The organism is Kurthia sp. Dielmo (assembly GCF_000307285.2).
Classification (GTDB): Bacteria; Bacillota; Bacilli; order Bacillales_A; family Planococcaceae; genus Kurthia; species Kurthia populi.
The window spans coordinates 587,236-598,108 of record NZ_HE578957.1 but is presented as its reverse complement, the minus strand read 5'-3'; the positions used below and the strand labels follow the sequence as shown (position 1 = coordinate 598,108).

General features: G+C 38.5%; 11 protein-coding genes. All 11 read left to right on the top strand.

The features are described 5' to 3' along the window. Positions 1–185: hypothetical protein (locus KTHG_RS21615; protein ID WP_222424334.1), on the top strand; the 185-nt coding region annotated here is incomplete at its 5' end. Between the two features lie 135 nt (positions 186–320). Beyond that, entirely contained in the window at positions 321–2,048 is a 1,728-nt protein-coding gene (locus KTHG_RS07855) for a DUF5776 domain-containing protein (RefSeq protein ID WP_139992599.1), read from the top strand. A gap of 98 nt (positions 2,049–2,146) precedes the next feature. Beyond that, a complete protein-coding gene (gene dut, locus KTHG_RS07850) occupies positions 2,147–2,581 on the top strand; it encodes a dUTP diphosphatase (RefSeq protein ID WP_126989240.1) in 435 nt (144 codons plus the stop codon). A gap of 104 nt (positions 2,582–2,685) precedes the next feature. Next, complete coding sequence (locus KTHG_RS07845) at positions 2,686–3,777, top strand: M42 family metallopeptidase (protein WP_139992597.1); 1,092 nt, start codon at positions 2,686–2,688, stop codon at positions 3,775–3,777. A 71-nt stretch (positions 3,778–3,848) separates the two neighbouring features. After that, a complete protein-coding gene (locus KTHG_RS07840) occupies positions 3,849–4,763 on the top strand; it encodes a LytTR family transcriptional regulator DNA-binding domain-containing protein (protein ID WP_139992595.1) in 915 nt (304 codons plus the stop codon). A 133-nt stretch (positions 4,764–4,896) separates the two neighbouring features. Continuing rightward, positions 4,897–5,745, top strand: coding sequence for an ABC transporter ATP-binding protein (locus tag KTHG_RS07835; protein ID WP_139992593.1), 849 nt, complete (start codon positions 4,897–4,899; stop codon positions 5,743–5,745). Beyond that, positions 5,742–6,410, top strand: coding sequence for an ABC transporter permease family protein (locus KTHG_RS07830; RefSeq protein WP_139992591.1), 669 nt, complete (start codon positions 5,742–5,744; stop codon positions 6,408–6,410). The genes KTHG_RS07835 and KTHG_RS07830 overlap by 4 nt, the downstream gene beginning before the upstream one ends. A 228-nt stretch (positions 6,411–6,638) precedes the next feature. Continuing rightward, positions 6,639–7,610 carry an ornithine carbamoyltransferase gene (gene argF / locus KTHG_RS07825; RefSeq protein WP_139992589.1) on the top strand — a complete coding sequence of 324 codons (972 nt, stop codon included), beginning with the start codon at positions 6,639–6,641 and terminating at the stop codon, positions 7,608–7,610. A 551-nt stretch (positions 7,611–8,161) separates the two neighbouring features. Continuing rightward, a complete protein-coding gene (locus tag KTHG_RS07820; protein WP_126989246.1) occupies positions 8,162–8,407 on the top strand; it encodes a hypothetical protein in 246 nt (81 codons plus the stop codon). Positions 8,408–8,638: 231 nt separating this feature from the next. After that, entirely contained in the window at positions 8,639–10,057 is a 1,419-nt protein-coding gene (locus KTHG_RS07815; protein WP_139992587.1) for a hypothetical protein, read from the top strand. A 54-nt stretch (positions 10,058–10,111) separates the two neighbouring features. Continuing rightward, positions 10,112–10,873: NEAT domain-containing protein (locus KTHG_RS07810; protein WP_186439526.1), on the top strand; the 762-nt coding region annotated here is incomplete at its 3' end.

Sequence of the window (10,873 nt, the reverse complement as noted above, 5' to 3'; positions counted from 1 at the left end):
GAGGCTGGGACAAAACACGTCATTTTCCTTTTTTAGCGTTCGCAACGAAAAACCGGAACCGCGCTACAGCGCGATTCCGGTTTTTTTATGCTCATATGAACGGTTGTTTTTATACGTATATCAAAGCCTCTTTGCGTGGCAAAAATCCTGTGCATTCTCCAATGTTTCTACTAACTATGTTATAATGTGGAATTAGTTGTTAGCTATTGTAATAAATTTGTAACCATTTTGTTAAAGTAAAAAAAGAGTATAAATGGTACTATATTATTAATAGTTTTAAGTCATTTATACTAAATTGTTTTGAGAGAGGAAAGTGTAATATGGGAAAAGTGAAGTATTTTGTTGTGTGCTTAATTATTGCTGCGATTTCTTTTATTGGATATGAGCAAGCTGCTGCAAAAACATTAACAGCAGAAAATGATGGGCATGTAAACACAGCAAAACCAGAAAGTACAGTGCCTTGGGAGTATGGTCCGGAGACACCGAAATCTGCTATTCAACCATTATCGACAAGTCCTGTCATTGCAGATATTTCAAAGTGGCAAGGAAATATTGATTGGTCAAAAGCATCTAAGGCTTTAGACTTGGTCATTATTCGTACACAGTACGGGTCAGGCATGGAAGATTATATGCATGATTCGTATGAAAAGAGTGCAACAAAGTATGATGTGCCATTTGGTGTTTATTCATATGTATTAGCTAGCACACCTGCAAGTGCACGTGCAGAGGCGCGTAATTTTTATAATCGTGCTTCAAAAAACACAAAATTTTATGTGTTAGATGTAGAGGAATTTACAAATGAGCGCACACCATACACAATGCGTGCAATTGTTGAGGCTTATGTAGATGAATTACGAAGCTTATCAAATAAAAAAGTTGGCTTATATGTAGCCAATCACTTATATAGTAAATTAAATTTAAAGACGTCAGATTTCGATTTTGTTTGGATCCCGCGTTATAGTTCACAAAAACCTAGTCATGCGCATCATTTATGGCAGTATACAGATAGTGGACGTGTGCCGGGGATTTCAGGTGGTGTTGATTTAAATCGTCTTGCATCAGGCGTGTCACTAAGCTTCTTTACAGGCGAATCGGTGACACAAGTAAGCAAGCCGACAACAACGACTTATTACAACACGAACCCAGGTAAAATTGTGACAAAGCAGTCCATTCCACAGTTTACAACAACGGCATTAAAAACGAAAAAAGGTACACTTAAAAAAGGTGACATTGTGAAAGTAAAACGTGTAGTGAAGGCAGCTAATGGGACACCACGTTTACAACTCTCAAATGGACGCTATATTACAGCAAACAAAAAATATGTTTTAAAAGTAAATCCAGCGATTGACGTGGATGATTATTACACAGCAAAAGATAAGGTGAACTATGCATTATTAAAAAAATCGAATGCGACATTTACAAGTGTTGAATTTACAGATTCAAAAAAAGCAGATGCGATCGAAAAGGGCAAAGCTGTTAAAGTAAATGATATTTCCTATACAGCTGGTGGTACACCACGTTTAAAACTTTCAAATGGTCGTTATGTGACGGCAAAGAAAACAGTTGTTCAAAAAGTAAAAGATTCTGCGACACCAGTAAACTATTATACATCTGTAGATCATGTCAATGCAGTATTAGTGAAGCAAGATGAGTATAAATACAAAACAATGGCATTTAGTACATCTACACGTGGTGAAGCCGTTCCAAAAAATAAAATTATTAAAGTAGCTGCTGTGACATATTCAAGTGGTGGGGTACCACGTTTGAAATTAACGAGTGGGCAGTATATGACAGCGAAGAAAACGATTATGCAAAAAGTGGCATCGAATATTAATGAGTTCTATACAGAGATTCCAGAGCAAGTTGTAACGAAGTCATCGACATATGCCTACGATGGGTTATACTTTGGCAAGGCATCGATTACAAATACAATTGCAGCAAACACATCACTTGCTGTGAAAAGTATTGTGTACACATCAAATGGCTATCCGAAATTTGTGTTAGCGGATCATTCAATTGTTGGGGCAGAAAAAGCACTTTATTATTAAAACGAAGGACTGTACTTAAAAAGGTGCAGTCTTTTTTTATTCAAGTCTTTTTCTTTTCATCGAATTTCGTTACGATAAAGGGGATAGGAGTGAAGACAGTGACAACGTTTAAAGTAGAAAAATTAACGGAAGATGCCATTCTTCCATATAAGGCGCATGCAAGTGATGCGGGTTTTGACGTATTTGCAAATGAAGAAGTAGTAATTCCAGCAGGTGAATCACGTGGCATCGCTACAGGAATTCGTATGGAATTACCTGAATGGACAGAGGCGCAAGTACGTCCACGTAGCGGTTTAGCACTGAAGCATGCTGTGACAGTATTAAATGCACCAGGTACAATTGATGCAGGGTACCGCGGCGAAGTGAAGATTATTTTAATCAACCACGGGAAAGAACAATTTATCGTCGAAAAAGGCATGAAAATGGCTCAAATGGTCATTGCACCTGTCATGAATATTACGATGGAAGAAGGCCCTGTAAATTTAGAGTCAGATCGTAAGGAAGCAGGCTTTGGTTCAAGCGGCAAATTTTAATCGAATGCGACTCGGTTAGTAATACTGAGTCGTTTTTTTAATGTGATAGTTCGGACTTCGTAGTATAATTAGTAAGAATGAGTAAAAATAAAGGGGATGCGAAGATGACACAACAAGTAGATGAAACATTGCACATGCTAAAAGAGTTAACAGATGCACGCGCCATTGCGGGAAATGAAAAAGAATCACGTGAGGTTATGGAAAAATACATTACACCTTATGCGGATGAAATCGACCATGATAATTTAGGCTCAGTTATCGCGAAGAAGGTCGGCGATGCCAATGGTCCAAAAATTATGGTGGCTGGACATTTAGATGAAGTCGGCTTTATGGTAACGCAAATTACGGAAAAAGGCTTTATTAAATTTCAAACGGTAGGCGGCTGGTGGGGTCAAGTCATGCTTGCACAACGTGTTCAAATCGTGACATCAAAAGGGGAAACAATTGTCGGTGTTATCGGTTCAAAACCACCACATATTTTACCGGCAGCACAGCGGTCAAAAACGTATGAAATTAAAGATATGTTTATTGATGTAGGTGCTACATCAGATGAAGAAGTAAAAGAATGGGGTATTCGTCCAGGGGATATGATTGCACCATACTTCGAATTTACTGTCATGAAAAATGATAAACATTTATTAGCAAAAGCATGGGATAACCGTATTGGTTGTGCGATTGCAATTGAAGTATTAAAACGCTTAAAAGATGAACAGCATCCAAATGTAGTGTATGGCTGTGGTGTTGTACAAGAAGAAGTCGGTTTACGTGGCTCAAAAACAGCGACACATAAAATTAATCCAGATATCGGTTTTGCGGTTGATGTTGGTATTGCAGGCGATACACCGGGAATTTCGAAATCAGAAGCAGCAAGTGAAATTGGTAAAGGACCACAAATCATCGTTTATGATGGCTCAATGGTGTCACACCGCGGTCTACGTGAATTAGTTGTAGAGACAGCGGAAGAAAATGATATTCCATACCAATACGAGGCAATTCCTGGCGGTGGTACGGATGCAGGATCAATTCATTTAACGATGAATGGTGTACCGGCATTATCAATCGGCATCGCAACACGCTATATTCACTCACATGCAGGTATTTTACATCGTGATGACTTCGATAATACGGTAGATTTAGTTGTAGCCGTTATTAAAAAATTAGATGCTGAGACAGTGAAACGCATTACATTTGATTAATTAGAACAAGGACTAGCTTTCAGGCTAGTTCTTTTTTTGTGGTAAAATATTGAAAAAGAAAGGGGCCATCCATGAATATTCCAACAGTGATTCAACATCAAAAAATCATTTATCCAGCATTTCATTTACCAATAAAACGGGGACTTATCGGCATTCATGCGAATGTTGCCTGCAAAAAAAGCTTGTTGCAGCAATTAGCCAATAGAGAAGGCTATATTTTCACAGCGAATCAGGGAGACTATGAGCGCCTAACGGTTCGTGAGACAGTACGGTTTTTATGCCAATTGAGCACGACGAAGCAACAGGACAAAGAATGGCTAAAGCGTTATCAACTAGAAGAAATAAAACGTATGAAGGTAGGCTCACTATCAGAAAGTGAACGAGCCTTTTTAAAGTTGCTACGCATAGGCTTTGCCGAACAGCAATTAATTGTTGTAGAAGAACCTTTTTTAGAATTAATGGATGCAGAACGACAAAAAGGACTTCAATTGTTTGAGGATTTACAACATAAAAACATAGTGATTTTATCGGCTAATTTAGAGGATTTATTGTCTTGTGACGAAATTTATCGTTTAGATGAGACAGGATTACATAGTATGGATATTTCGGATGACGCGGATGAGGTAGTTGAAGAAAATTCAAAGCCACTTGTTGTCAAGAAAATTAAGACGAAGAAAAATGATAAAGTTATTTTATTTAATCCACCTGAAATTGATTTTATTGAGAGTATTGAAGGTGTTGTACATGTCCATGTGGCGGGTGAGAGCTATATATGCCAAATGACGCTGACAGAAATGGAAGCGAAATTGCAGACCTATGGCTTTTATCGTTGTCATCGCTCGTATATTGTCAACTTGCAAAAAATACGTGAGATTATTACGTGGACAAAAAATAGCTATAGCTTACGCTTATCAACAGGGAAAGAAGCTGTTGTGCCGTTATCAAGAGCAAAACTGCAAGAGTTGAAAGAGTTGCTACATATTTAATTTCCCGGGAAACTTCTTAACGGAAAAATAAGTACCATTCAGCCGGTATTTGCTACTGTTAAGCGAAAAAAAGCGGTCAGATGGGCTTTTGTTGCGTATTGTTGAGGTACAAACAATACAAGGAGTGAGCGACATGCTAGCAGTTGATGTACAGCATATTCAAAAGCATTTTAAGCAGCAAACCGCATTAAATGATGTAACCTTCTCGATTAAAGAACGTGAAATTTTTGGTTTTCTTGGTCCGAGTGGTGCAGGGAAAACGACGTTAATTAAATTATTAACGGGACAACTTAGTCCAGATGCGGGGACTGGGGCGTTACTAGGACATTCGTTAAAAGATATGACGAAGCCTGCGATGCGTCAAGAAATCGGTGTGCTATCAGATAATAGTGGTCTATATGAACGGCTAACGATTCAAGAAAATTTAGTGTTATACCGGGATTTATATAATTTGCCGAAGGAAGCGGTGGACGAGGCACTTGCTTTTGTTAATTTATCAGAGCATCGAAAAAAACGTGTCACGCACTTATCAAAAGGGATGCGTCAGCGTGTAACATTGGCCCGCACCATTATGCATAAGCCAAAAATTCTTTTTTTAGATGAGCCGACTTCAGCATTAGATCCAGCGAATACGGCACATATTTATCGTGGATTACGTGCGTTAAATGAGCAGGGCACGACCATTTTCTTAACGACACATGATATGGCTGAAGCCGAAAATTTATGTGACCGTGTAGCCTTTTTACATGATGGTCTGATTCAAGCGATTGGTACCGTAGAGGAACTAAAGGCACAGTACCGCGAGGAATTGATGATTGTTGAGTTAGAAGGTGGCGCTTCACATGAGTTAGCCTTAAATGGTGAAGAAACAGCTACAAAGGTAAGTGAGTGGATGCGTCAGGGAATGATTCAGCGTATTTTAACGAAGGAACCGACGCTAGGTGATATTTTTATGAAAGTAACGGGGAGTGATTTAATATGAATCTATCGATAAGACGAATACAGGCTATTTTTATGAAGGATTATAAAGAGTTTACACGTAATTATGCGATTTCGATTATGTTATTGGCACCGATTATTTTTGCCGCCATGTTTGAAAAAGAATTCATTATTGTCGTATTAAACTTAACATTTGGTATGTTGACAGCGTTTGTTCAGGCAACGTTAATTGCGGAGGAAAAAGAGCGCAATACCTTGCGTTCACTGACCTTAACTCCGGCATCGCCACTAGATATTTTAATTGGTAAAAGCAGTTTAGTATTTGTGATGACGGCATTTATTATTGCAGTAGTTGCCTTTGTGATGGATTTTGTACCGGATGCACCGATGACAATAGCCCTTATTCTGATGACGATTTTATTTATTGCGCTTGGTACAATTTGTGGTCTGTATGCGAAATCAGTAATGGAAGCAACATTGACAGTATTACCTGTACTATTTATTTTCTCATTAGGTAGTATGCTAAGCAGCTTTGCTGACCGTTTTCCATTTTTAAAAGTAGCGGATTATTTACCGAGTGCACAGCTACTACTACTTGATTTAGGTGAAAAAGGTGCGCCAGCTGTTATTATGAACATTTCGATTTGGACGATTATTGCCTGTATCGCCGCGTATCTATTGTATGTGAAACGCCTGAAAGATGAATAATATACAAAATAAAGTGTATAAACAGTATATTTTGCATAATGAAATGTGAAATTCGAAAATAAAAAAGAAAAATAATAAGCGCTATAAATGTTGTTAAATCAATGTTTATAGCGCTTTTGAAATGCAAAAATTAAAATTTTTTAGAAAAAACATAAAAATGCAGTTGACTTCATAAATATACAGTTGTATGATAGGTACATAAAGTTAAACGTTTAGGAGCGATGACAAATGAAATTACTAGAAGAAATTGAATTACAACCCGTTCATACATTAAAGGGCAAACACTTATTGTCATTAGTTGATTACACAAGCGATGAAATCAAACAGCTTGTCGAATTAGCTATCAAAATGAAAATTGTCACAAAAGAATCAGGTTCACCTAAATTATTAGAAGGTAAAACATTAGCGATGATCTTTGAAAAGAACTCAACTCGTACACGTGTTTCTTTTGAAGTCGGTATGCACCAACTAGGTGGTAAAGGCATGTACATGAATGCCCGCGACTTACAAATCGGCCGTGGCGAAACAGTTCACGATACAGCACTTGTACTATCAGGCTATGTAGATGGCATCATGATTCGCGCAAACGAACATACAATGGTACAAGAATTAGCACAGTATTCAAAAGTACCAGTAATCAATGGCTTAACAGATGTGTCACATCCATGCCAAGCATTAGCTGACCTTGAAACAATTGCTGAAGTAAAAGGCTCATTTGAAGGCTTAAAAGTTGCGTATATCGGTGACGGTAACAACGTAGCGCATTCATTAGTAGCGGCTTGTGCACATGTTGGTATAGATTCAGTTATTGCTGCACCAGTTGGCTATGAACCAGATCCAGCAGTAATCGCTAAAGTACAACAAATTGCCGCAAGCAATGGCTGTACCGTAACGGTGACAACAGATCCTGTTGAAGCCGTAAAAGATGCAGATGTTATTTACTCAGATGTGTGGACATCAATGGGTCAAGAAGAAGAAGCAGCGAAACGCTTAAAAGACTTCGAAGGCTATCAAATTAACGAGGAATTAGTAGCACATGCAAAACCAGATTATATGTTCCTACACTGCTTACCAGCACACCGCGAGGAAGAAGTAACAGCTGCTGTTATTGATAACCCAGAGCATTCATATATTTTCCATCAAGCTGAAAACCGCATGCACGCTCAAAAAGCTGTACTTGTGTCACTTTTAGCAGACTAATAAATACGAACAATCATTAAAAGGCGTCAGAGAACGTCAATGATCATGCAAGCTAATAGGGAGTTCACTGAGTCGTAGTCCACAGAGGGGGATGAACACTCAGCCGCTATTATACCCGGACCAACTTGGCAGAGGACAAGTTGGTCTTTTTTTATTTAAGTGATGAATCGACTCGTTCAGATTCGAAGGGCAAATAAAGCTTCTGACAAGCGGTGTCTAGCCGCGTAGGAAGAAGTGATTTGACCCAAGAATCTAGTCGATGAATCCGGATAAGTTCGCTGGACGCTTATCTTCCTTGAGAAAATAAGCGGTGTTCTTCGTCGAGTCGGAATGAACAAAACGACTCGAAGCACTGGTGTTTGAATCCAGATAATTTCAACTGCATACTTCTTTTCATGCAATAAATAGGAAACTAACTACTTGATAGATGAAGTGAAAAACGTTCTTATAATTTAGTCACCTAAACAAATAGCCATCTATCGTCATTGCTAATCATTGAAAATATACCTATTTTTCTCTACAATAAGTGAAGGTAGAACGGAGGAAATAATGTGGTAGGCTTTATCTATTTACTTGTTGCATTGACGTTTTTAAAATTGACGTATGATACAACAAAATGGACAGCGCAAGATGAAGGAGACGAGAAGAACGCGATTCATCGTGGGCAATCGTCATTCGTTGCGGTGTTAATGGTAACATTACGTTTTATGCCATTAGATATTCGTAAAAAGGTCATGATTGCAGTATTTGCGATTATTACAATGGTGTTCTTTGTATTATTTTGGAAAACGTTTTAAGACATGAATTTCATGTCTTTTTTTATTGAAATTTTAATTGACAGAAAAAAAGTTCGGTGCATACTGAATAAATAGTGTAAATAGCTAATTTTACACCTGAAAAATGGTAAAAAACAACGAAATTCGATTATCTATTTGAAAATGATAATTATTTTCAATTAGATGTTTACTTTTCAAAAATACCCTTGTTAAACTGTTAGTAACTTACATAATAAAAGGGGTTTTATTGACATGTATAAAAAATTATTCACAGCACCAATTGCACTAACAATCGCATTATCAGCAATTGCACCAACAATGGCACATGCAGAGGAAACTGCAGCAACTACTGAAGTAGCGCAGGCAACAGCGGTAACACCAACCATTTTATACAAAGGTGTTCCAACAGCAAACTATAACGCAATGTTTGCGAACACAGAGGTTGTCAAAGATGGCGATGTATATAAAGTAACAATGGATGTTAGCAGTCTATTCACATTATTCCAAGTAAACGGTAAAGATGTTGTGCTAGAAAAAGGGGCAACAGATAAAGACCTACAAAAAGTGACGTTTACAATTGCGTCATTAGAAGAAGATCCAACGATTAAAATTGCATACACAGCAGGTCCAATGGGCGTGATGTCGCATGAATTCACATTTGATTTCACACCAACAGTTGCAGAAGTGCAAGCAGCATTCGATAAAGCGATTGCGACTATTAAATTAGCACCAATTACAACAGCAGAAGAGTTAAAAGTAGCAACAGCCCAAATTTCAGCAGTCGATAATATTGTAGCGTCTGCAAAAGCTTCGAATTTAGACGAATCAGCATTCGTAAAACCAGCAGTCTATGCAGCACAACAAGAGGCGATTGCAGCATACAAAGCACCGTTCACAACAAAAGCAGCGGACGCATTTAGTAAATTAACATTTACAGCGGCAGAGTCAATCACAACAAAAGCACAGTTAGCAGAAGCAAAAGTACAGCTAGAAGCAGCACAAGCAGCGATTGCAAAAGCGGTAGCAGCAGGCTTAACAGAGCGTGCGGACCTAGCTAGTTTAGCAGGCTATGCAAATGTAGCGGCTCAAAAGACAGTAGTAGAAGCTGCCGAGAAAGCTTTAGCAGAAGAGGTACAAACAGTACGTACATTATCAGGTAAAGTGAGCAATGCAAAAGGTGCGAGCGATATCGTAAAAGTATACGGTTTACAAAAAGGTGATACGGTACGTCTTTACAATGCAAAAGGCAAGATGCTTAAAACAGCGACAGCAACTGGCGAATACTTACGCATTTCAGGTGTGAGCTTAGGTAAAGCTGCTGGTAAAGTCTATGTGTCAGCACAAGCGAAAGATGAAAAAGAATCAGCGAAAAAAGCCGTAGCATTCAAAGCAGAGCCTGTAGCGAAAACAGTTGCGAAAACGCAAATTAGCGTAAAAAACAACAAAGGTAAAGCAGATGTTGTAACGGTAAAAGGAACAGCAAAAGGTCAAAAAATTCGTGTCTACAATGAAGCGGGTAAATCCCTGAAAACAGTGACAGCAACAAGCAAAACAACAAAAATCAGCATTAAGCAATTAGGTAAAGCAACCGGTAAAATTTCAGTGGCGCGCATTCAGGATGGCAAGCATATTAGTGCAAAAACAACAGTAAAATTCTCGAAAGAACAATAATACGTTGTGGTGGGCTCACATGAGGAGTCCGCTTTTTTAAAAGGAGCGAATCATATGAAAAAATGGTCTACATTTTGTTTGACGGCAGCACTTAGTGTCGCAGCAATTACACCAGCAACGCTAACGTTGACACCAGCAGCGGCACAGGCAGCAACAATCGATAACGGGGCATATACGGTACAGGTAGCACCGTATTATAAGGGTGAGGTATCAAAAAATACGCAAGCGAATATGAATTCAACAGCACAATTGACGGTACAAGATGGTATTGAAACGGTGAAAATTTCATTGCTAAATGGCTCGAGCTATCAAGACATTATCGATGAAAATGGCAATGAAATCCCGCTTGAACGTCATGCAAATGGTACGGCAACATTAACGATTAGCGGCAAAGATGTAATCGCAAATGGCATTCAAGCGAAGTTCCATATTGTCGTTGCAGAAATCAATTACGATCACTATTATGATATGGATTTGAAATTTGATGCGTCGACATTGATTTCAACTGCGGCACCAAAAACGAAGCGTACATTAAGTGCTACGGCAACAAACCGTGTAGCGAAAAGTGATACCGTAACGGTAAAAGGTGTGAAAAAAGGCGATATAGTGCGTATTTCTCGTGGTAGCGCGGTGCTGGCAACAATGACAGCAACGTCATCCACAATGAAATTATCAGTAAAACAATTAGGCAAAAAAGCAGGAAAAATCGCCATTACAGCACAAGCAGCTGGTGAGCAAGAATCAGCGAAAAAACGTATTGCATTTAAAGCAGAGCCTGTTAGTAAAGCGGTATCTGCAAAAAATGTCACAATTACG